The organism is Pseudomonas sp. Ost2, from assembly GCF_018326065.1.
In the GTDB taxonomy this organism is placed as follows: domain Bacteria; phylum Pseudomonadota; class Gammaproteobacteria; order Pseudomonadales; family Pseudomonadaceae; genus Aquipseudomonas; species Aquipseudomonas gingeri.
The window spans coordinates 6,749,735-6,769,735 of record NZ_AP021904.1; the positions used below are offsets into that span (position 1 = coordinate 6,749,735).

At 63.9% G+C, this 20,001-nt stretch carries 22 protein-coding genes; 11 read left to right on the forward strand and 11 right to left on the reverse strand.

Translation table 11 applies throughout. From position 1 onward, the window contains the following. The first annotated feature begins 99 nt into the window (after positions 1–99). Together KI243_RS29945 and KI243_RS29950 are read left to right on the forward strand one after the other, a co-directional pair. Entirely contained in the window at positions 100–618 is a 519-nt protein-coding gene (locus tag KI243_RS29945; RefSeq protein WP_177107719.1) for an RNA polymerase sigma factor, read from the forward strand. Continuing rightward, on the forward strand, positions 615–1,595 hold the full coding sequence (locus KI243_RS29950) for a FecR family protein (protein ID WP_017128747.1): 981 nt from the start codon (positions 615–617) through the stop codon (positions 1,593–1,595). The genes KI243_RS29945 and KI243_RS29950 overlap by 4 nt, the downstream gene beginning before the upstream one ends. 144 nt (positions 1,596–1,739) lie before the next feature. Here the strand turns inward: KI243_RS29950 and KI243_RS29955 are convergent, their stop codons facing one another. Further along, positions 1,740–1,889 carry a hypothetical protein gene (locus KI243_RS29955; protein WP_212810205.1) on the reverse strand — a complete coding sequence of 50 codons (150 nt, stop codon included), beginning with the start codon at positions 1,887–1,889 and terminating at the stop codon, positions 1,740–1,742. Positions 1,890–1,904: 15 nt separating this feature from the next. Here KI243_RS29955 and KI243_RS29960 point away from each other — a divergent pair, with 15 nt between their 5' ends. The 4 genes from KI243_RS29960 to KI243_RS29975 all read left to right on the forward strand — a co-directional run bounded on the left by KI243_RS29960 (position 1,905) and on the right by KI243_RS29975 (position 7,537). Continuing rightward, a complete protein-coding gene (locus KI243_RS29960; protein WP_212810206.1) occupies positions 1,905–4,310 on the forward strand; it encodes a TonB-dependent siderophore receptor in 2,406 nt (801 codons plus the stop codon). A 226-nt stretch (positions 4,311–4,536) separates the two neighbouring features. Continuing rightward, positions 4,537–5,661, forward strand: a complete 1,125-nt coding sequence (locus tag KI243_RS29965) for a PepSY-associated TM helix domain-containing protein (RefSeq protein WP_212810207.1) — start codon at positions 4,537–4,539, stop codon at positions 5,659–5,661. Further along, on the forward strand, positions 5,658–5,846 hold the full coding sequence (locus tag KI243_RS29970; protein WP_017128750.1) for a hypothetical protein: 189 nt from the start codon (positions 5,658–5,660) through the stop codon (positions 5,844–5,846). Before KI243_RS29965 ends, KI243_RS29970 begins: the two co-directional genes overlap by 4 nt. A 398-nt stretch (positions 5,847–6,244) precedes the next feature. Continuing rightward, positions 6,245–7,537, forward strand: a complete 1,293-nt coding sequence (locus KI243_RS29975) for an MFS transporter (protein WP_212810208.1) — start codon at positions 6,245–6,247, stop codon at positions 7,535–7,537. 77 nt (positions 7,538–7,614) lie between these two features. Here the strand turns inward: KI243_RS29975 and creD are convergent, their stop codons facing one another. From creD to KI243_RS29995, 4 genes are all read right to left on the reverse strand, one after another. Further along, positions 7,615–8,988, reverse strand: coding sequence for a cell envelope integrity protein CreD (gene creD, locus KI243_RS29980; protein WP_212810209.1), 1,374 nt, complete (start codon positions 8,986–8,988; stop codon positions 7,615–7,617). Positions 8,989–9,086: 98 nt separating this feature from the next. Then, entirely contained in the window at positions 9,087–10,505 is a 1,419-nt protein-coding gene (gene creC, locus KI243_RS29985; protein ID WP_212810210.1) for a two-component system sensor histidine kinase CreC, read from the reverse strand. Next, positions 10,505–11,185, reverse strand: coding sequence for a two-component system response regulator CreB (gene creB / locus KI243_RS29990; protein WP_212810211.1), 681 nt, complete (start codon positions 11,183–11,185; stop codon positions 10,505–10,507). Before creB ends, creC begins: the two co-directional genes overlap by 1 nt. Before the next feature lie 58 nt (positions 11,186–11,243). Further along, positions 11,244–11,744 carry an ATP-dependent zinc protease gene (locus tag KI243_RS29995; protein ID WP_042936670.1) on the reverse strand — a complete coding sequence of 167 codons (501 nt, stop codon included), beginning with the start codon at positions 11,742–11,744 and terminating at the stop codon, positions 11,244–11,246. A 264-nt stretch (positions 11,745–12,008) separates the two neighbouring features. Between KI243_RS29995 and KI243_RS30000 the strand changes: the two genes are divergently transcribed. Continuing rightward, complete coding sequence (locus KI243_RS30000; protein WP_177084696.1) at positions 12,009–12,896, forward strand: acyltransferase; 888 nt, start codon at positions 12,009–12,011, stop codon at positions 12,894–12,896. Between the two features lie 3 nt (positions 12,897–12,899). On the opposite strand, the gene KI243_RS30005 is transcribed toward KI243_RS30000, so the two are convergent. The 4 genes from KI243_RS30005 to KI243_RS30020 all read right to left on the reverse strand — a co-directional run bounded on the left by KI243_RS30005 (position 12,900) and on the right by KI243_RS30020 (position 15,955). Further along, the gene (locus tag KI243_RS30005; RefSeq protein WP_212810212.1) at positions 12,900–14,057 is read right to left on the reverse strand and encodes a glutathionylspermidine synthase family protein; all 1,158 of its coding nucleotides are present in this window, start codon (positions 14,055–14,057) and stop codon (positions 12,900–12,902) included. After that, positions 14,057–14,815, reverse strand: a complete 759-nt coding sequence (locus tag KI243_RS30010) for a DUF1190 domain-containing protein (RefSeq protein WP_212810213.1) — start codon at positions 14,813–14,815, stop codon at positions 14,057–14,059. The genes KI243_RS30005 and KI243_RS30010 overlap by 1 nt, the downstream gene beginning before the upstream one ends. 11 nt (positions 14,816–14,826) lie before the next feature. Then, complete coding sequence (locus KI243_RS30015; RefSeq protein WP_177084774.1) at positions 14,827–15,252, reverse strand: DUF350 domain-containing protein; 426 nt, start codon at positions 15,250–15,252, stop codon at positions 14,827–14,829. Positions 15,253–15,412: 160 nt separating this feature from the next. Beyond that, positions 15,413–15,955, reverse strand: a complete 543-nt coding sequence (locus tag KI243_RS30020) for a DUF2780 domain-containing protein (RefSeq protein WP_212810214.1) — start codon at positions 15,953–15,955, stop codon at positions 15,413–15,415. 195 nt (positions 15,956–16,150) lie between these two features. On the opposite strand from KI243_RS30020, the gene KI243_RS30025 reads away from it, so the two are divergent. Both KI243_RS30025 and KI243_RS30030 read left to right on the forward strand, forming a co-directional pair. Continuing rightward, positions 16,151–16,795: a sigma-70 family RNA polymerase sigma factor gene (locus KI243_RS30025; protein ID WP_042936660.1), complete on the forward strand. Its 645-nt coding sequence runs from the start codon at positions 16,151–16,153 to the stop codon at positions 16,793–16,795. Then, complete coding sequence (locus tag KI243_RS30030) at positions 16,792–17,466, forward strand: anti-sigma factor (RefSeq protein WP_212810215.1); 675 nt, start codon at positions 16,792–16,794, stop codon at positions 17,464–17,466. The genes KI243_RS30025 and KI243_RS30030 overlap by 4 nt, the downstream gene beginning before the upstream one ends. 22 nt (positions 17,467–17,488) lie before the next feature. Here KI243_RS30030 and KI243_RS30035 read toward each other — a convergent pair whose 3' ends face one another. Beyond that, complete coding sequence (locus KI243_RS30035) at positions 17,489–18,148, reverse strand: AAA family ATPase (RefSeq protein ID WP_212810216.1); 660 nt, start codon at positions 18,146–18,148, stop codon at positions 17,489–17,491. Then, on the reverse strand, positions 18,148–18,492 hold the full coding sequence (locus KI243_RS30040; protein WP_017128764.1) for a type II toxin-antitoxin system Phd/YefM family antitoxin: 345 nt from the start codon (positions 18,490–18,492) through the stop codon (positions 18,148–18,150). The genes KI243_RS30035 and KI243_RS30040 overlap by 1 nt, the downstream gene beginning before the upstream one ends. A gap of 370 nt (positions 18,493–18,862) precedes the next feature. On the opposite strand from KI243_RS30040, the gene KI243_RS30045 reads away from it, so the two are divergent. Both KI243_RS30045 and KI243_RS30050 read left to right on the forward strand, forming a co-directional pair. Beyond that, positions 18,863–19,123, forward strand: coding sequence for a hypothetical protein (locus KI243_RS30045; RefSeq protein WP_017128765.1), 261 nt, complete (start codon positions 18,863–18,865; stop codon positions 19,121–19,123). Between the two features lie 219 nt (positions 19,124–19,342). Then, complete coding sequence (locus KI243_RS30050; protein WP_177106917.1) at positions 19,343–19,927, forward strand: hypothetical protein; 585 nt, start codon at positions 19,343–19,345, stop codon at positions 19,925–19,927. Positions 19,928–20,001 lie beyond the last annotated feature (74 nt).

A 20,001-nucleotide genomic window follows, 5' to 3' on the forward strand; every position in this document is an offset into this window, starting at 1 on the left:
CGTAATGGCTTCCCGACCAGCAACCATTGCGCCTTTTCCTACGCCCTGACACAATCGCGAATAATTCTCGTTAGTTTAAACTTCCCATCGGTAACGTCCGTGTCGTCAGCCCGAAGCCCGCACAATGAGCTTGTTGGAGCCTTGTATCGCGACCATCGCGGCTGGCTGCTGTCGTGGCTGCGACGCAACATCGCCTGCCCGCAGCGGGCCGAGGACCTGAGCCAGGACACCTTCGTCCGCCTGCTGGGACGGGACGAACTGAAGACGCCCCGTGAACCCCGGGCCTTCCTCGCGGCCATCGCCAAGGGCCTGCTGTTCGACTATTTCCGCCGCGCCGCGCTGGAACAGGCCTACCTCAACGAACTGATGCTGATCCCGGAAGGCGAACAACCGTCCCTGGAAGAACAGCAACTGATCCTCGAAGACCTCAAGGCCATCGACCGCCTGCTCGGCAAACTGTCGAGCAAGGCCCGCGCCGCGTTTCTCTACAACCGCCTGGAGGGCCTGAGCCACGCCGAGATCGCCAGCAAGCTCGGCGTCTCGGTGCCCCGTGTGCGCCAGTACCTGGCCCAGGGCATTCGCCAGTGCTACATCGCCCTGTATGGCGAGCCGACATGAATCAGTTCAGTTCCAAACCGGTTTCCGCCCGCGTCCTCGACGCCGCCATTGCCTGGCAGCTGTGCCTGGACACCGGCGGGCGCGGCTCCGTGGAACAGGCCGAGTTCGAGAAATGGCACGCCGCCCATGAAGAGCACGCCAGGGCCTGGAGCCAGCTGGGCATGCTCGACCAGCGCTTCAGCGGCACCAGCGCGCCGGCCCGCAGTGCCCTGCTGAAATCCCGCGACGGTGTCCGCCAGCGCGTGCGCAAGCTCGGCAGCGGCCTCGCCAGTGTGATGCTGGCCTGCGGCCTGGCGCTGTTCCTCGGCAATCGCTATCTGCCCATCGATTACTGGCTGGCCGACCAGCGCACGGCCACCGGCGAGCAGCGCACCCTGCACCTGGCCGACGGTACCGTTATCCAGCTCAACACCCACAGCGCCCTGGATGTACGTTTCGACGAGACGACCCGACGCATCGTGCTGAGGGACGGCGAGATCCTGATCGAGACCGGCCATAACGATGCCCGGCCGTTTATCGTCGAAACCGAGGATGGCCGCATGCGCGCGCTGGGGACGCGGTTCCTGGTCAAGCGCGAGGAAGACGGCACGCGGCTGAGTGTCCTGCAGTCGGCGGTCGCCGCCCGTCCGTACGCGGTCACCGACGAACAGATCCTGCATGAAGGCCAGCAGGTGCTGATGCACCGCGATGGCCTCGGCCCGCTGCTGGCCCTCAACCCCGGCGCCGATGCCTGGACCCGCGGCATGCTGGTGGTGGACAACGTGCGGCTGGCGGACATGCTCGAAGAACTGGGCCGCTATAGACGCGGCCACCTGGGCGTCGACCCGAAAGTCGCCGACCTGCGGATCACCGGCAGCTTCCCGCTGCACGACACCAACCTGGCGCTGACCGCCCTGCTGCCGACCCTGCCGGTGCAGATCGAGCGGCATACCCAGTGGTGGGTAACGGTGCAGGCCAAGGCCATCAGCAAACCCTGAATAACAACGCCGATCGCTCCCACGCTCGGCGGCTGATCGTTCCCACGCTCTGCGTGGGAATGCCTCTCTGGACGCTCTGCGTCCGCTGTGTATCGCAGAGCGCACGGCTGCCTACCTGCGCAGCCTGTGGGGACGATCCAGATATCAAGGACGAACACAGACCTGTGGCTCACTCGCCACAGGAGCCCACTTGATATTTTGTAAGCAGAAAATTCGTGAATCTAAATTATTTTCAATCAGCCCTATCACTTTTCGGATTTCGTTCGGCACATAGGCATTGAGAAACATTTCCATTCAGGAATCCATCCTATGCCCCGCTCGCTCGACATCCTGCTCCGCCCCAGTCTCCTGGCCGTCGCCATCGCCCTCGGCACTCCCCTGCTCAGCCCGGCGCTGGTCGCCGCCGAACAGACTGCCAGCGTGCGCGCCTACAACCTGCCGGCCGGCCCACTGGGCGTGACGCTGAGCCAGATCGCCAGCCAGGCGGGACTGACCCTGAGCCTCGATCCGGCGCTGGCGTCGGGCAAGACCTCGGCGCCGGTCAAGGGCCAGCTCGATGCGATCACCGCACTGCACACCGCCCTCGGCGGCACCGGCCTGCAACTGGTGCAGAGCAGCGCCGGGACCTACACCCTGATCGCTGTTCCGAGCGGCGTCATGGCCCTGCCGGAAACCAATATCACTGGCGAGGGCAGCGCTGAAAGCGCCTGGGGCCCGGTCGAAGGCTACACTGCGACCCGCACTGCCGCCGGGACCAAGACGGACACCGCGATCGTCGAGGCACCCCGCTCGATCTCGGTCATTACCCGTGAACAGATGGAAGATCGCGGCGTACAGAATCTCGACGATGCCCTGCGCTACACCCCGGGCGTGATCGCCAGCAGCTACGGCAGCGACTCACGCGCCGACTGGCTGCGAATCCGCGGCTTCGAACCGACCCAGTTCCTCGATGGCCTGCCGCTGCCCAAGGGTTCCTATGCCAACCCCAAGGCTGAAACCTGGGATCTGGAACGCATTGCCGTACTGCGCGGCCCGGCCTCCTCGGTCTATGGTCAAACCCCGCCAGGCGGCATGCTGGACATGGTCAGCCGACGCCCCGAGGCCGAGACCAGTCACGAAGTACGCGCCGAAGTGGGCAGTAACAATCGCAAGCAGATCAGCTTCGACAGCACCGGCAAGATCGATGACGAAGGCCGGTTCCTCTACCGCATCGACGGCGTGATCCGTGACGGCGGCACGCCCATCGACCATATCGACGACAAGCGCTACAACATCGCCCCCAGCCTGACCTGGAATATCGACGACGATACCCACCTGACCTTCCTGTCGCAGTACACCCGCGACGATACCGGCATCAGCGGTCAGTTCCTGCCGCTGCAGGGCACCAAGCTGCCTTCGGCGGCCGGGGATATTTCTCATCACAAGAACCTGGGCGACCCGGACTCGGACTACTACGACCGTACCTACTACGCCCTGGGCTACAGCTTCGATCATCGGTTCAACGATGTCTGGCAGTTCAAGCAGAACCTGCGCTACACCAAAAGCGAACTGGCCTTCCGCCAGGCCTATGCATCCTTTGGCAATGTCGTCGCCCCGGATGGCACCCTTACCCGCCTCGTCGACAAGGTCAACGAAGACATCAGCCAGTTCGCGCTGGACAACAACTTCCAGGCCGACTTCCAGACCGGAGCCCTCAGCCACACCGTGCTGCTGGGCCTCGATCATCAGCGCAGCGACACCAGCTACCACTGGCAGGAAGGCAGCGCGCCCAGCAGCAACGTGATCCACCCGATCTTCGGGCAGGACTTCTCCAACATCGCCTACAACACCTTCTATAACTACAACCAGAAGACCAACCAGACCGGCCTGTATGCCCAGGACCAGATCTCCCTGGACAAGTGGCGCCTGACCCTCGGCGGGCGTGAGGACTGGATTCATACCGGCACCACCTTCTTCAACCAGAACGATGCCACCAGCACACGTCGCGACAAGGCCTTCAGCGGCAACGCCGGGCTGAGCTACGTCTTCGACTCCGGGATCACCCCGTATATTTCCTATACCGAGTCGTTCCAGCCGTCCCAGGGTGCCAACGCCAGCGCGACCCAATCCTTCAAGCCGACCGAAGGCCATCAGTACGAACTGGGCGTGAAGTACCAGCCGCCGGGTAGCAAGACCCTGCTCACCGCCGCCATCTTCGACCTGCGCCAGGAAAACGTCTCGGTCAGCGACCGTGGCATCACCAGCCAGATCGGCGAAACCAAGGTCCGTGGCCTGGAGCTCGAAGCCACCTCCAACGTGACCGAGAACCTCAAGCTGATCGCAGCCTACACCTACACAGACTCGGAAATCCTCAAGGGCGACGACAAGGGCAACCGCCTGCAACTGGTGCCACGCAACCAGGCCTCCGTCTGGAGTGACTACACCTGGCGCACCGGCTTCCTCGACGGTTTCGGCGTCGGCGGCGGCGTGCGTTATGTCGGTGACACCTACGGCAATACCGCGAACACCGCCAACGGTCACGTAGGCTCCTACGCGGTCTACGACGCGGCCGTGCACTACGACTTGGGTCGCCTGAGCAGTTCATTGGCCGGTGCTTCGGTGGAAGTCAACGCGAAGAACCTGTTCAACAAGGACTACCTTTCCACCTGTGATGGCACCTGGTGTTACTACGGTGACGAGCGCAACGTGGTCGCCAGCGTGAACTACAAGTGGTAACGGCACCCGCCTTGATCACGCGGACCACCTGAACCACCGCGGACCTGTAGGAGCCGGCTTGCTGGCGATGAGGCCCTTGAGCCTTGCAGCGCCCATTCGGACGCCATCGCCGGCAAGCCGGCTCCCACAGGCCTTGTGACGTTTCCCGCCTCCCACTTGCTTAGCCGGGCAACCTTGAGACAAGCCGCATTCCCATAGCGCGCCCTCATCCAGACTGTGGTCAACCATGAAAAGCAAAACCATCCGCCGCTGGTCCTTTATCCACACCTGGACCAGCCTGATCTGCACCCTGTTCCTGCTGATGCTGGCGCTGACCGGCCTGCCGTTGATCTTCCACCATGAGATCGACCACCTGCTGGGCGATGCCGCCGAGCTCAGGCAGATGCCCGCCGACACCCCGACGCTGGACCTGCAGCAACTGGTCCGCGCCGCCGAGGCCCATCGTCCGGGCGAGGTCATGCAGTACTTCGGCTGGGACGAGGAAGACCCCAATGGCGTGATCGCGATCATGGCGAAAACCGCCGGCACCGAGCCCAACTCGTCCCATACCTTCATGCTCGACGCCCGCACCGGAGAAGCCCTGGAACTGCCCTCGGCCAACGGCGGGCTGATGATGGTCATGCTGCGCCTGCACGTGGACATGTTCGCCGGGCTGCCCGGCAAGCTGCTGCTGGCCTTCATGGGTGTGCTGTTCGTGCTGGCGATCATCTCCGGCGTGGTGCTCTACCTGCCGTTCATGCGTCGCCTGAAGTTCGCCACGGTCCGCCAGGACAAATCCACCCGCCTGCGCTGGCTCGACCTGCACAACCTGATCGGCGTCGTCATCCTGACCTGGTGCCTGGTGGTTGGCATCACCGGCGTGATCAGCGCCTGCGCCGACCTGATCATCGCCGCCTGGCGCAACGACAGCCTCGGCGCCATGGTCGAACCCTACCGCAACGCCCCACCGCTGACCGACCGCGCGCCCGCCACGCATCTGCTGGAGATCGCCGCCCAGGCTGCCCCCGGCATGCGCCCGGACTTTATCGCCTTCCCCGGCACGCGCTTCTCCAGCGAGCACCACTACGCGGTGTTCATGAAGGGCAGCACGCACCTGACCTCCCACCTGCTGACCCCGGTGCTGATCGATGCCAGCACCCTGCAGGTCACCGCAGTGGCCGAACGGCCCTGGTACATGGACGCCATGGGCATGTCGCAACCGCTGCACTTCGGCGACTACGGTGGCATGCCGATGAAAATCCTCTGGGCCGTCCTCGATGTGCTGACCATCATCGTGCTCGGCAGTGGCGTGTACCTGTGGTGGGTCCGGCGCCGGGCCACGGCGGGCGTCGCGGCGGAGGTCGCGGGATGAAGCCGAGGCAATCGAACTTCTGGAAGGTCTTCGGCCTGCCGACCGTGATCGCCCTGCTCACCGCCGCCGGGCTGTTCGCCGCCTTGCTCGGTGACGGTGCCTGGGATGCGCTGAGCTGGCTGGGGCTGGGGATACCGGCACTGATCGCGGTGCAGGCGTTGCTCAGACGCGCTTCGCGAAAATAAGCGAGGTCATACGATGACGGCCTGCGTCGTGTCTTTCGCGGGCAAGCCCGCTCCCACCTAAGACAGGGCCAGTCCGCCCCGAGCGCTCGTCGGTAAAAAGCCGTTACGGGCGCTTTTTTATTGCGCTCGCGATTGACATCCCCGCCAGACACTCCTTATAAAGGCCAAAGTCATACGACGACATACAACGAAACAAATTTACTCCAATAAAAATAATTCAAAGAGTGTCCACGCCAATGATCCGAGCCGCCGCTTTCTCCGCAGGCCTTCCCCGATTGCGCTCCCTGCGCTTGCACACGGTCGGTACGCCGCCCTTGTGATGTCTTTCCCACCCCGCCAGGCGCTCGCGCGCGGGGTGCCATGCACCACCCCATTCCAAAAATAACAATGGTGAAGTGATGAAAGTCAAAGGCATCCGCTGGTGGATGATCGCCCTGGTCACCTGTGGCCTGATGGTCAACTACCTGGCTCGCAATACCCTGTCGGTGGCGGCACCGACGCTGATGAACGAGATGAACATCTCCACCGAGCAGTACTCGCATATCGTCGTCGCCTGGCAGATCGGCTACGCCCTGATGCAACCGATTGCCGGTTATATCGTCGACGCCATCGGCACCAAGCTGGGCTTTGCGATCTTCGCCATCGCCTGGTCCCTGGCCTGCGCGGCGGCGGCCCTGGCCACCGGCTGGCAGGGGCTGGCGTTCATGCGCGGCCTGCTCGGCGTCACCGAGGCCGCCGGCATGCCGTCGGCGGTCAAGACCTCCACCGAATGGTTCCCGGCCAAGGAACGCTCCGTCGCCATCGGCTGGTTCAATATCGGCTCGTCCTTCGGCGCGCTGCTCGCCCCGCCACTGGTGGTCTGGGCCATCCTGCACAGCGGCTGGCAACTGGCGTTCATCAGCGTCGGCGTCCTGGGCATCGCCTGGAGCGCGGCCTGGTTGCTGCTGTACAAGCATCCCCGTGACCAGAAGCGCCTGAGCGACGCCGAACGCGACTACATCCTCAGCGGCCAGGAAGACCACTTCAAGGACACCACGACAAAAAGAGGCAACTGGAAAAAGGTCGTCGCCAGCCGCAACTTCTTCGCCATCGCCAGCGCGCGTTTTCTCTCCGAGCCGGCCTGGCAGACCTTCAACGCCTGGATCCCGCTGTACCTGATGACCGAGCGGCACATGAACATCAAGGAAATCGCGATGTTCGCCTGGCTGCCGTTCCTCGCCGCCGACCTGGGGTGCATCGTCGGCGGCTACCTGAGCCCGTTCTTCCACAAGCACCTGAAGGTCAACCTGTTCACCTCGCGCAAGATGGTGATGTTCCTCGGCTGCAGTTGCATGATCGGCCCCGCCTGCATCGGCCTGGTGGACAGTCCCTACGTCGCCATCGCCCTGCTCTGCGTCGGCGGCTTTGCCCACCAGACCCTGTCCGGCGCGCTGTATGCGATCACCTCCGACTCCTTCGGCAAGAACGAGGTGGCCACCGCCACCGGTGTCAGCGGCATGTTCGGCTTCTTCGGCGCGGCCCTGTTCACCATGGTGCTGGGCATCATGGTGACCAAGGTCGGCTACAGCCCGCTGTTCGTGACCCTGGCCATCCTCGATATCGTCGCCGCCTTCCTGGTGTGGAACGTGGCCCGGCCGCTCAGGTCGAGCCCGGTCGAACCGTCGCCGGCCGGCAGTCCTGCCCTGGCCTGAACCGGGGCGGAAACAGGCTGGCGATCCGTTTCGCCAGCTGCGCCCCGCAGCGCTGATCCTCGCGCAGCCCCAGCGACCTACTCATGGACCACCCCGCTCTCGGCGGGCAGCGCCCCGGCCGCCCTGGCCTGGCCGATGCCGTACCAGTCGAGCTTGCGGGTCAGTACCATGAACACCCCGAGCAGGCCGAACAGCAGCAGCGAGCCCATCAGCAACGCATAGTCTTCGGCACTCAGCAGCCCAAATAGCAGGCCATACAAAGCGGCCAGGGCGGCGGCAAAGCCCAGGCCATGGCTCAGACTGCGCAACACATGGCAGACATAGAAACCGATCAGGCCGACACAGGCAGCGGCTGACAACAGGTAGGCCAGGCCGAACCCCAGGTGCTCCGACAGCGACAGCAACAGCAGGTAGAAGAACGCCAGCGCCGCGCCGACCAGGGCGTACTGGATCGGGTGCACCGCCAGGCGCTTGAGCACTTCGAACAGAAAGAAGCCGGCGAAGGTCAGGGCAATGAACAGCAGGGCATATTTGATCGCCCGGTCGGACTTGAGGTACTGGTCCACCGGCTCGATAAAGCTCACCCCGAAACTGCGCGCCTTGAACGCCTCGCAATTGCTCGTCTCCAGGCACTGGTTCAACGCTTCATGCAGGTTGGTGGAGAAGAACGACGTCTGCCAGTTGGCACTGAAACCCTGATCGGTGATTTCCCGCTGGGCCGGCAGGTAGTTGCCGATAAAACTCGGATGTGGCCAATCGGCGCTCAGGTGCACGCTGCTGGTCTTGCCCACCGGCATCACCTGCAATTGACCGGTGCCCTGCAAGGCCAGGTCGAAAGCAAAATCCAGGCGTTTTTCTTCGCGACCGTCGACACGCGGCAAGGTCACGTGGACGCCATCCCCCAGCCAGCTCACCTGGGTCCCTGGCAGGAACTCCAGTTGCTGATTGCCCAGTTGCAGGGTCAGCGCGTTCTCGATGCCGCGGATATCGCTGATGCCCACCGCCAGGTACGGCTCGTCGAAGCGGTAATCGGCGAAGTCCTCGCTGATGCCCAACTGCGCCGGCAACGCGAAGGTGCCGCTGATGTGGTTGTTGGCGTGAAACAGCCGCGCTTCATAGATACCCCGCGCACGCAGCTCGGTCTGCACCTTGCCATCGAGCTCGAAACGCTCCGGCAGGAAGTACAGGCGCCCGCTGGTTTCGCTGGTCTGCTGGAAACGCTCGCCCTTGTCATTGGTCTTCCACTCACGCACCGTCTGGCGATACGGCACGACCATCACCGGGCCGCTCACCAGCTGGCTGTAGCTGGAACTGCGGGCGATGTCCTCGAGGACGCCGTCACGCAGGCCCTGTCGTTCATCGATCATCCCGTCGATCATCATCAGGGGAATCAGCAACAACAGCATCAGTAGGGCAATCGCCCCGAATTTTATCGCCAGACTGCGGTTCATGGGGTCTCTCTCCCTGTTGGAATGGGAGAGAGTCTGTGCTGCCCGTGTGGAGCCTTGATGGGCGAAATATGGAGACTGTGTGGAGACTGCGTGGAGAGTCAGGGCAGACGCAACGTCACCTCGACACCGCCAGGGACATTGCCGATCAGCAGCTCGCCGCCATGCAGCTTCACCACTTCCTCGACAAAGTTCAGTCCCAGCCCGGTACTCTTGCGCCCGCTGCCCGGACGCGGCAGCGAATAGAAACGCTCGCTCAGGCGCGGCAAGGCGTAGTCGGGAATCGCCTCGGCCTGGTTGAACAGGGTGAAGCACGTCTGCCGCCCCTGCTGTTCGGCGGTGAAGCGGATCAGCCCGCCCTCCGGGGTGAAATCGAGGGCATTGTCCAGCAGGTTGCCGATGGCCTGGCGCAGCAGAAAACGTTCACCGAACACCTGGATGCCCGCCGCGATCGTCTGTTCGATGCGCAGCCCGGCCCGCTCGATCCGCGCACCCTGGGCCTGCACGACTTCGTCCACGAGGGCCGCCAGCGGCACCTCGACCTGTTCTTCGAGCACCTGGCGCTGCTCCACCAGGGCCAGGTTCAGCAGCCGCTCGATCAGTTGCTGCATGCGTGCGCTTTCGCTCTCGATATTGCTGACGAAGCGCTGTTGCTGCGTCGCCGGCATGTCTCCCTGCAACAACTCCGCCGCGCCGCGAATCGCCGCCAGCGGGCTTTTCAGCTCATGGGTCAGGGTGTGCACATAACGCTCGACATAGGCCTTGCCTTCCAGTTGCGTGCGCATATGTTCCACGGCATTGGCCAACTGCTCCATCTCCCCGCCGCGATAATGCGGCAGCTCGGCCCGGCGACCTTCACTCACCGCCTGGGCGTAGGCGGTCAAACGGCGCAATGCCGCGCTCAGCCACCAGGACAGCAACGCACCGAACAACAGGCCCAGGGCGATCAGCCCCGCGCCCCACCACAGCAGGCGGCGCTCGGTGCGGTCGACATAGGGCTGCAACGAACTGTTGGGCTTGGCTACCGTGACCACGCCGATGATCTGGCCGTCATCGGTAATCGGCGCGCCGACATGCATCACCGAGGAGTTCGGATCGTTCGCCTCGGAGCGGGTCGAGCGGGCGCCGTATTCGCCACGCAGGGTCAGGTAGACGTCGTTCCAGCGCGAGTAGTCCTGGCCCACCGCCAGTTCGGCGGAATCGAGCAGGACGATGCCCTTGGCGTCGGTCACGTAGATCCGGTGATTGACCTGGTTCTTCGCCAGGCCCCAGATCTTCGCCCCCGGCTTGCGCTGACCGTAGGCCTTGAGCACTTGTGGCAGGCGACTCTGGCCGAGGGTGCCGGCCTTGACGTCGTCGTGGAGGATTTCCGCCAGCAGGTTGGCGGTGTCCACCAGGGTTTCCTCCGTGGACTGGCGCACGCCGGGACGGATTTCCTTCATCACCGTGCTCAGCACGAAATAGCCGGTGAGACCGACGAACAGGAAATACATCAGGAAGATCCGGATCCCCAGCGGCATCAGCTGTTCCCCGGACTGTAGCTGTAGCCCAGGCCACGGTGGGTCTGGATCGGCTCGGCCTCGGCGGCCACCGCCCGCAGCTTGGCCCGCAGGCTCTTGATATGGCTATCGATGCTGCGTTCATAACCGGCATCCGCCGGCACCCCGACGGCATCGAGCAACTGCTCGCGGCTGAAGACCCGCTCGGGCTGTTCCAGCAGGCAGGCCAGCAGGCGGAATTCATGGCGGGTCAGATTCAGGGCCTGGGCGCGATAACTGATCTGCACCCGTTCGTGATCGACCAGGAAACGCTCGCCGGGCAACACCGGCGATGCCTGGGGCAGCACGCGCTTGAGAATCGCCCGGACCCGCGCCGCCACTTCCCGTGGGCTGAAGGGCTTGACCACATAGTCGTCGGCGCCGATCTCCAGGCCCACCACGCGGTCGATCTCGCCGTCACGGGCACTGAGGAACATCACCGGCACTTCGGTAAAGCGCCGCAGTTGCTTGCACACCTCGAAGCCGCTGATATCCGGCAGGCCGATATCGAGAATCAGCAGGTCGGCCGGCGTGGCGCGCTGATGTTCGACCGCGGCGCCGCCCAGGTTCAGCCAGGTGGTGGTGAACCCTTCGCCCTGCAAGGCATACACAAGGGTATCGGCAATCGCCGCTTCGTCTTCGACAATCAGGATATGGGGCATGGCGTCCGAGCACTGGCATTAATGGCGCAACGGTGCCGGACGCGTGTCGCCCCGTCAATCAGCAGTCGGGTTTGTCGGCGGTATAACGCCGCGCCGGATTCACCGCCGCACCGAACTCGCGCAGAGCCTTGGCACCGATCAGCAGCGGGTAGTTGAAGCTGCTGCGGTTGGTCAGGTTGACCTCCACCGTGCGCTTGACGTTGCCCAGGCACATTTCCAGGTCCACCACCGGGCGCTTGCTCGGGTCGGCGACCTCGCTGTCCTCGTCTTCCTCGGTACGGGTCTTGATCTTGCTGATGCGCGAGACCTTGTGCTCATAGACCTTGTTGTCGGCATCGGCGGTGCCGAGGCGGAAGCGCACCCAGTCCTCGCCGTCGCGCTTGAACAGCTCGATATCCTTGGCCGACAGCGAGGCGGTCAGGGCACCGGTATCCATCTTGGCCTTGAAGGTCTGGCCGATTTCCGGCAACTGGATGTATTCGTAGCGCCCGTACAGGGTCGGCTCGGCGGCCAGGGCGGGCAGGGCCAGGAGGGGCAACAGGGCAAGAAGGGCTTTCACTGGGGCGGTACCTTTGAGTGGACGCACATGGGTCGGCATTTTAGACCGCGCCGACCGCGTTGGTTCATGAACAAATCAGAAACAACCCCGTCACCTTGTAGGAGCTGGCTTGCCAGCGATGACGCCCGCAGGGGTGCCGCAGGGTTGGAGGGCCTTATCGCAGGCAAGCCAGCTCCCACAGGGGGAAGTGTCCGCCACTGGATTTGGCGTCCGGCCGCGCCACCTTTATCATGGCGCGCCCTCACGTTTTTAAAGAGTTCCCGTATGCGCCGCCTGCTCACCGGCAGCTTCGTCACATTGCTGCTATTGCTCAACACGCTGGTGCTGTTCGGCCCGCTGATGGTCTTTGCCCTGCTCAAGCTGGTACTGCCCGGTCGTTTTCGCGACTACGCCAGTTGGGCGGTGATGTGGATCGCCGAGACCTGGGCCGAGATCGACAAGCTGATCTTCGCCCTGTGCATTCCCACCCGCTGGGATATCCGCGGTGCCGAAGGCCTGCGTGGCGATACCTCGTACCTGGTGGTCAGCAACCATCAGTCCTGGGTCGATATCCCGGCGCTGATCCAGACGCTCAACCGGCACACGCCCTTCTTCAAGTTCTTCCTCAAGAAGGAACTGATCTGGGTGCCCTTCCTCGGCCTGGCCTGGTGGGCCCTGGACTACCCGTTCATGAAGCGCTACTCCAAGGCCTTCCTCGACAAGCACCCGGAACTCAAGGGCCAGGACCTGGAAATCACCAAGGCCGCCTGCGAGCTGTTCAAGCGCCAGCCGGTCACCGTGGTCAACTACCTGGAAGGCACCCGGTTCAGCGAGGCCAAGCGCCAGCAACAGGCTTCGCCCTTTACCCACCTGCTCAAGCCCAAGGCCGGCGGCGTGGCCTTCGTCCTCGCGGCCATGGGCGAGCAGCTGGACGCGATCCTCGATGTCACCGTGGTCTATCCGCAAGCGCGTATTCCGGGCTTCTGGGACCTGATCAGCGGCAACGTGCCCAAGGTCATCATCGACTTCCAGACCCACGCCATGGACCCGTCGCTGTGGCAAGGCGACTACGAGAACGACCCGGCATTTCGCGAGCATATCCAGAACTGGGTCAACCAGCTCTGGAGCGAGAAAGACCGCCGTATCGCCGCCCTGCGCAACGAGCGCGGCTGAACCTCAGTCGAGGATCACATGGGGCAGGAAACGGCTGGTGTCCTTGGTGATCAGTGAGTTGTCCTCGCGGATGCCGATGCCGGCCGGCTGATCGCCGATCACCCAACTGCCCAGCACCGTGTGACTGCCGGCAAACAACGGCAGCGGCTGGAACTGCTGGAGGACAAACGGCCCTCGTTCATAAGGCCCCGGCTGGCTGACCCGTTCACCGCCAGGCGTGTGGATCTCGACATTGGCGCCCTCCCGGGAAAAGAACGGCTTGCGTACCCAGCCCGCCCCCAGTCGCGCGGTGGGGTCCGGGTCGATAAAGGTCGGCAGCAGGTTCGGGTGGCCCTGGTTCATTTCCCAGAGCAGCGCCATGGCCCCCTTGTTCGACAGGATCGCCTTCCACGGCGGCTCGACGAACAGCGTCCGGCTGTGTTCGATGGCCGGTCCGAACGCTTCGCTGAACAGGTTTTCCCAGGGGTAGAGCTTGAACAGGGTAGCGATCGGCGAGCCCAGCTCATCGACAAAACGCCCGGCCTGATCCAGCCCGATGTCCTCGATATCGATCAGCCGTGTACCGAGTCCGGCCTGGCGGGCGATATCGCGCAGGTACTCGACCGTACCGCGATCCTCCAGCGAGCCCCTGATCGACGAGAAGTGGAACGGCGACTGGAAGCCACCCTCGACAAAGGCCTGCAGCAACTTGTCCTCGATGCTGTTGAACTGATCGGCCCGGGCCGGCAGTTGCCCGCGCTTCATCTGTTCTTCCAGCCAGACGTACTGGAAAAAGCTCGCCTCGTACAACGAGGTCGGCGTGTCGTAATTGGTTTCCAGCAGTCTCGCCGGGCCCTGGCCGTCGTAGCACAGGTCCATCCGCCCATAGAGATGGGGGTGGCCCTGGCGCCAGGAGTCGCGGATCAGGTCGCGATAGGCCTCGGGAATCGCCAGCCGGTCGAGCAGTTGCTCGCTGTCCACCACCTGTTCGACCAGGGCCATGCACAGTTCATGCAGTTGCCGCGTCGGCTCTTCCAGCTCGTCCTCGATCTGGCGCAGGCTGAACCGGTAGTACGCCGACTCATCCCAATAGGGCTCGCCGTCGAAGGTGTGGAAATGAAAGCCCAGGCGTTCGGCGGTGGCCCGCCAGTCCGAACGTGGCGCCATCTGGATGCGCTGCATCAGGAACCCCAGCTGCCGTGGGACGAGCCGAAACCGCCGCGGCTGACCGCCCGTGGCGCCGAGCCGTCATAGAAGCCGGTGATGAAATGCGCCGGGCTCGCCACCCGGAAACGCGCATTACGCGACTGGGCGAAGGTCTTGCCGGCCTTGACCTGCTGGTCGAGGCTGCTCAGGCGGTAACCACCACGCCCGTCGCGCTCCTGGTACAGCGGCTCGCTGAAGTAGCGCGGCGCATAGGGGTCGGTGCCCAGGCCTATCCAGCGCCAGACCCGGCTGGCCCAGCCATTGGAATGGCTGGCCGTTGTCGAACCGCCGCTCGATCCCCCATAGCCGCCACCACTGCTGCCCCCCGACGACCAATAGCTCGAAGTCGCGGCTTGCTCGTCCTGTTTCTGCGCCGGCACCGGTTGCTCCGGCGGCACCGTCACCGCGCGCAAGGTGGTCAGGGCGAACCCGGCCATCAACGGATTGAACTGCGCACGCTGCGGATCGGCGACACAACTGTCGAGGGAAAAATCAATGGCACAGGCCGTCTGGTCGCCATAGACCGGCGCGATCTCCCGATGCTGCTCCAGGGCCGTCGCCGCCGCATCGGCACAGACATCCGCCGCGATACCGGCGGCCACACAGGCCTGCTCGTTGGCATACCGAGCGGTCTCGCTGACGTCGCGCGTCAGGACCTGCTCGCCATCGCAGGCCACCAGCACAAAGGGCACGCTGCCCAGCAATACCAGGCCCACACGTTGACTGCGTTTCATCGCGGGCGCCCTCAGACCGAAGGCGTCATGCAGGCCGCATTGAGCAGGCCGACGCTGATGGAGATGGCTGCCGCCAGGATCGCCGCCGCCGACTCGCCGTTGCCGATGCGTGTCGACAGGCCGCGGATCACCCAGGCGACCAGGGCGAACGCCGCCAATTGCGCCACCAGCGCGATCAACGCCCAGACCAGGAAATCCACCAGTGAGACCGAATGGGCAATGGCGCTGGCGGCGGGAATCGCAAACCCGACCAGGGCGCCGCCCAGGGCGATTGCCGCGGCCACGTTGCCCTCGCGGATCAACGTCCATTCCTTGTGGGGTGTCAGACGGGTATAGAGACAGGCATACAGCCCAAAGACCAGCAGCGCCACCAGCAGATACAGGACAAATCCCATGACCGCATCCAGGTGCAACGACATTTTCACTGCATCGACCAACATGCTTGCGCCACTCTCTCCATGAACAGGCGGCGACAAATAGCACACTGCACGACAGAACTGAACAGACCTTCGCCGCCACAGACAAAAACGCACCGGGCCTTTTCAGGTTCCCGGTGCGTTTTTCAGTCGCGCTGGCACTGCCGGCCTGCCGGAGCCCTCAGCCGCCGGCGCCCCAGATCCCGCTCAGGCTCTGCAACAGCGGCCCGCCCACGCCCTGGTCGCCCAGGTACTTGAGAATGATCGGGGCGAACTGGCCGACCATGTTGCTGTTCATGCCCAGGGCGCCAAAGGCATTGTTCAGGTCACCGGTATCCTTCACGTTGCCCAGGGCACTGCCGACGTCGGCAGTGCTGCCCGACTTGCCGCCCAGCAACCCACCGAGCCCGGCCAGCGCACCGCCACCGGACAATTGATCCAGCCCCGGCACGCTCTGGCTCAGTTGCGAATAATCGTTGCCGCTGAGTTTGTTCTTCGCCAGCCCGAGCATCGCGCCGGTCCCGCCGATGGCCTGCTCCGGCGTGACATGGAGCTGCGAACCGAGGGAACTGAGCAACCCGTTAGCCGGTGCCGCGGCATTCTTGTCGCCGCCCTGCATGGACGACACCGCATTGGCCGCATCGCTCAGGCTGAAAGCCGCAAACACCGGCGTGACGGCGAACGCCATGAGCGAAGCCAATACAACACCGCGTGAAATCTTCATCGCTACCACCTCTTGAGTCATCGAAAACCCCTTCGCACAGGGGCCTGGCACTGCTCGTTGGAGTCGAAAAACCCCGGCTTGTTCCCCAGGGGCCGCGCACCACCGCAATTGCATCCGATTCAGGCTCGCCTGCGTATATCAGGCACGGATGGCCAATGGCCGGAACCCTGGACGCCCCTTCTGCGAGCCGCATGAATGAATGGAATAACCCCGTGCCGTGGACTAACCTCAGCCAGCAAGGTGCACCGCGCGCGGTCCATTCAACGTAGTGTGATTGTCTGGAGAATGCCCATTTCCACCGCCGACGCCGATCAACTCAGGCAGCTGCTGGCCCAGTGCTCACTGGGTAACCGCCGCGCATTCGAGACGCTTTATCGCAACGTCGCCCCGCGTCTCCACGGCATAGCCCTGCGCTGCATGGGCCGCCCCGACCTGGCCGAAGAAGTGCTGCAGGAAAGCTTCGTGCGGATCTGGAACAACGCCTCTCGCTACGACGCCAATCTGTCGGCACCGATGACCTGGATGGTGAATATCACCCGCAACCTGGCCATCGACCAGTTGCGCAAGAAGCGCGAGGAACGCCTGGGCGAGTTCCGGGAACAGGAACTTCCCGACGACGCCCCCAGCGCCCACGACCAGTTGACCAGCAGCCGTGACGCCTCGGCACTCAACCGCTGCCTGGACAGCCTCGAAGGCATGCAGCGCCAATCGATCACCATCGCCTACTTCCACGGCCTGTCGTACGCGGAACTGGCCGAACAACTGGCCGCACCGCTGGGCTCGGTCAAATCCTGGATCCGCAGGGGCATGGAGCGCCTGCGCCGGTGCCTTGAATCATGAACTACCAGAACCCCCGCCTGCGCCGCGCCCTGGCGGCCGACTACGCGATCGGGCTGATGTCCGCCGCTGGTCGTCGTCGCTTCGAAAGCCTGATGCGTGACGACGCGCGGCTGCGCGCGCAAGTCGCCGAATGGCAGGAAACCCTGGCCACGCTGACCGAATCCGTGCCGCCGCAACCGGTGCCGGACCGGGTCTGGCAAGCCATCGTCGCGCGCATCGACCCGCAGCAGTTGCACATACCGGCCAGGCGACCGTTCTGGAACTGGCTGCGCGCCACGGCGGCGATCGGTTCACTGGTGGTGATCGTGGCCCTGGGCGTGCTCTACCGGCATGACCCGATCAGCGCCAGCGCGACCCTGCTCAGCGGCACGCAACAGCCGGCACTGCGGATCGAGGCCCATGCAGGCTACCTGCAAGTCGAGCCATTGACCATGGCCGCGGTGGACGCCAACCGCAGCCTGGAACTCTGGGCGATTCCACTGGATGGCAAGCCGGTGTCCCTCGGCCTGGTGCCCCGGGAAGGCAAGGGTCGTCTTGAATTGAGCGAGGCCCACAAGACCCTGCTCGGCACCTCGGTGGTGCTGGCGGTCAGCCTGGAACCACAAGGCGGCTCTCCGACCGGACAACCCAGCGGGCCGGTACTCTACTCGGGGCCGCTGGCGGCGCTGTGATCTGCTGATCCTGCGTGGCGGCTCAAACTGAAAGCAGCTCTACGGCGGCTTGAACAATTGGCCGCGCCCACTCGGGCGTTCCCTGCAGAGCCTGGGCATCCTGCGGATCGGGATAGACCATCTGGCCCTCAACCATTTCCAGCACCAGCAGCGGGTCCGGAATCTCCTCGCCGGGCGCGGCGTCGGTGCTGTTGTCAAAGACTTGCAGGTGGGTCAGGTACGGCATCAGGGCAATCAGGTTCAGCCGTGAGTTGACCCAGCGTTCGCGAATCTTGCTTTGCGCAATATCGTGACCGCCACGGGAAACCCGCAAGTGCACGCGTTGCAGGTGCTGTTCCGGCGAGGACAAACCACAGAACAACACCACCACCTCGTGGCTCTGCGCCGCCTGGGCGAGCATCAGGGCGATGGTATTGCCACCCAGCGTGGTTTCGAACGCATAGTTGCGGCCTTCACGCAGGGCGTTTTCCAACTGGCTGCGACCGTGTTCCCAGGCCAGGCCATTGGCCTGGGCCGGCTCGATCCCCATCGAAGCGATCAGCTCACGGGCAAAGCTGTTCGGATTGAACCAGTCCAGACCATGCTCGGCGAGCAGCGCACCGCCTACCGAACTCTTGCCAGCGCCATTGACGCCGGCCAGGACAAAAATAAAGGGACGTTCGACGACCGGCGTCACTGGCATCAGAAGGTAGAACCGGCTTTGGGTCGTTTGGCCAGCTTGCCCTTGGCCGCCAGCAACGAACGCAACCCCGCCGTAGCCTGGGGTTGCTGCAGGCTCTCCAGCCGCGCATTGAAGCGCTGGGTCAGCTCATCCAGCGCCGATTGCTCCCGCGCCTTGTAGGCCTGCACTTGTGCAGTCAGCTGCTGATAGGTCTCGGCGTCCAACAGGACCATTTCCACGGTGGCGTGGTTGGTCACCGCGACACTGCCGGACTGGTGGACCAGACGAACCACATCCGCCCACTTGTTCTTCACCTGGGAAGCGTTCTGACGGGGCAGATCAAGCAGATCAGGCAAGGCAATCATGGCGCGTGCTCGCAGAAAGGGGAGACAGGCTCACTATAACAAGACGACACCATTCTGGCTATTTTTGCCATATTGGCCTTTTTGATCGTCCTCCCCGCCTTGCTTCCGCGCAAGCCCGAGGCTTATAGTCCGCCGGTCGCCCTGATTGGCGATACGGGTTTGGCGACTCGTTTATAGACCATGCGAAAGCCCTGCGCTTGTTTGCAGGTGCCTTCGTACCCGCAAAGTCGCTCCATGGCGGCTGTGCGCGGGAGACCTTCGGGTCTGCCGGCTTGGTCTATTCCGGTTCGCCAACCTGCGTACAGCTGCCACCCGCTTCGTTTGGCGACGAATCGGGCGGTTTCAAACCCAATAGACTGAGACTTTGCCCATGAACAAGTACACCCCGCTCACCGCCATCGACTGCCTGATCCCCAGCCTGTTGATCGACGCCCAGAGTCCGACCGACGTCCTTCACGCCAACGCCACCGCGCGGATCCAGGCGGCCACCCGGATGCTCGAATCCCTGGCCCGCCTCGAACTGCATAACGCCAATGACATCGACTTGCAGCAGATCCTCCAGGCCCCCGCGATCCTGCTGCGCGATGGCTGCGACCTGATGGATGTACTGGGCTGGCGACTACGGGCCTGACCGCCCTGTGGGAGCCGGCTTGCTGGCGATGACGGCCGACCGAACACTGCAAGACCCAAGGGGCTTATCGCTATCGGAGTAGCACGGCCCGTCCTCTTTGATCGTTCCCACGTCAAGGCGACGAATCGTCGGCACGGGAACGATCACGGCCCATCAAACACCCCTGCCCTTGCCCGCGCAGTTGCCGTAAAGTGCCAGTCCCTTCAGGAGAATGTACACATGGACGTAAAGATCGGCGCAGCAGCCCTGGTCACTATCCTGGCGGGCCTGGCCATCGCCTTCGGTGTGAGCGAATGCCAGCGCGGCCCGCTCAATCCGCCAGTGGCCGCCGACACCAGCGACGAGCAAAAAGCCTGGCTGACCCTCGAACACCGGATCAAACGTACCGACCCGGCCTTTACCGAGGTCACGCGCTACGGGGAAACGCTGAATATTGTCTACCAGCCGGCCAAGGCGGCCGAGGGTGACGAGGCATGGCCGCCGCGCCTGCTGCGTGTGGTTGGCCAGGCAATCGCGGCCGTGAATGGCGCACCGGGCGGCAAGCAGTACACGCAGGTGACGATCAATGCGCAGATCATCGCCCCCAATGACGTGGAACTGACCTACGCGATGGTCGATTTCGACGCCCTCAAGACCCAGCCAGGCGGCTACACCACCTTTGCCAGCAGCCCCCGCGTGCTCAGGTTCAGCAGCGCGAGCCTGGTCCAGGCACGCGACTATTGCCGTGGCCCGAGCGCCCAGGGCTTCTATCCCGAGTTCTGCCAGCGGGTCGACAGCGCCAAGGCCAGGCAGCTCTTGCAGTAGGCGTCGGCACGGGTTGATCGGATAACTATGTATTACCCGCCCCTGGTGCGTATCGATGAGGATGCCTGTGCAGG